Genomic DNA, 1,417 nt, shown 5'->3' with positions numbered 1-1,417 from the left:
CTTCGGCGCAGCGCCGCTCGAGGCGTCGAGCGTCAAGGTCGGCGCCGTGCCAGCCACGCCGAACAGGGTGGTGTTGGCCAGGTCGATCGTTCCGTCCTGGTTGAACGTCACGTTGCCCTGGGCCAACTGGCCGGGCCGGAAGGCGCCGCCCGAGGTCACGTCTGTCACCGGGATGGAATAGATTTCGGCATGCCATTGGTTCGGGTTGGCCGCGTCGTCCTTCAGGAAGGCCATCGCCAGCTTGCGGGAGCCGCCGGTGGAGTCGACCACGTTCATCTCGACCACGAAGTCGGGACGGGTGCCGGTCGCCGGGTTGGCGGCGTAGTCGGCCATCGAGGCCGCGGTGGTGGCGACATAGGCCGCCTCGCCGGCGGAAACGACGCCGCTCTTGTCGAGGTTGGCGCTGATCGCGGTCTCAGTGGTGGCCGTGACCGCTGCGCCCAGGTTCTTGACGTTGATAGCCCCCATCTTCGACAGGTCCGACGGGTTGACGTCGAAACCGCCGGTCGGAAGCGCGGGCCAGCCCTGGAGGTAGAAGTTCGACTTGTTGACAAGGAAGCCGTCGGAATCGACCGAGAACGATCCGGCGCGGGTGAAGCTGCGAGGATCCGCCGCCGTCAGGCCTGCGCCTTTGCTCGACACCACGAAGAAGCCGTCGCCGGAGATGGCGAGGTCGGTGGAAGAGCCCGAGGCTTGCACCAGGCCCTGCTGGCTGACGTACTGCTTGTTGATGCCCTGGACGCCGCCGGCGGAATACCGGCCGGCCACCGCCTGCGAGGTCACCACGTTGGCGAAGCTGACTTCGTTGCGCTTGTAGGCGACGGTGTTGACGTTGGCGATGTTGTCGGAGATCGCGGCCAGCGCCGAAGAGTTGGCGACCAGGCCGGAAACGCCGGCGAGCAAGGCTGAATTGATGGACATGACTTCGTTCCGTTCTCCTGAAGCGGGGGTCGTCGCGTGCTGCGACTGGGGTCGGCCGTCAGGCCGCCGCTGGAGACGACGTTTTGTCGCCTGTGCTGTTGGGGGTGTTGCTGTCGCTTGAGCCGGTGGTCGATGCTGTTCCGGTGGAAGCGGTCGTCGTCGGCGCCGCCGGCTGGCGGATGCTGAGGATCTTGTCCCAGGGGACTTTGGCCCCGTTGATGGTGAGCAGCGTCGCGCCGTCCTTCTGCTCGACGCCGGTGACGAGGCCGTCGGCGAAGATCTGCGAGGTCACGGTCGAGCCCTGGCTGTCCTTGGCGGTGACCCGCAGGGTGTAAGTCCCGTCGGCCTGCGCCGTGCCGGCCTGGCCCTTGCCGTCCCACACGAAGGTGTGGTCCCCGGCCTTGTTGTCGGTGGGCGCGATCGAGCGGACGACAGCGCCCTTCTCGTTGATGATCTCGAGCTTCACGTCATCTTCGGCGCGGTCGAAGTGGTAGTT

The 1,417-nt window shown here is 66.6% G+C and carries 1 protein-coding gene and 1 pseudogene (1 of these 2 cut by a window edge); both read right to left on the bottom strand.

The genetic code is table 11. The annotated features are described in order from the left end of the window. A pseudogene (locus QZV94_RS21265) lies at positions 1 to 921 on the bottom strand (flagellar hook protein FlgE) (it extends 464 nt beyond the left edge of the window). A 58-nt stretch (positions 922 to 979) separates the two neighbouring features. Beyond that, on the bottom strand, positions 980 to 1,417 hold a 438-nt coding region (locus tag QZV94_RS21260; protein ID WP_293681635.1), incomplete at its 5' end, for a FlgD immunoglobulin-like domain containing protein.

The organism is uncultured Phenylobacterium sp. (assembly GCF_902826855.1).
Lineage (GTDB): Bacteria > Pseudomonadota > Alphaproteobacteria > Caulobacterales > Caulobacteraceae > Phenylobacterium.
This window is presented reverse-complemented; position numbering and strand designations above follow the sequence as displayed.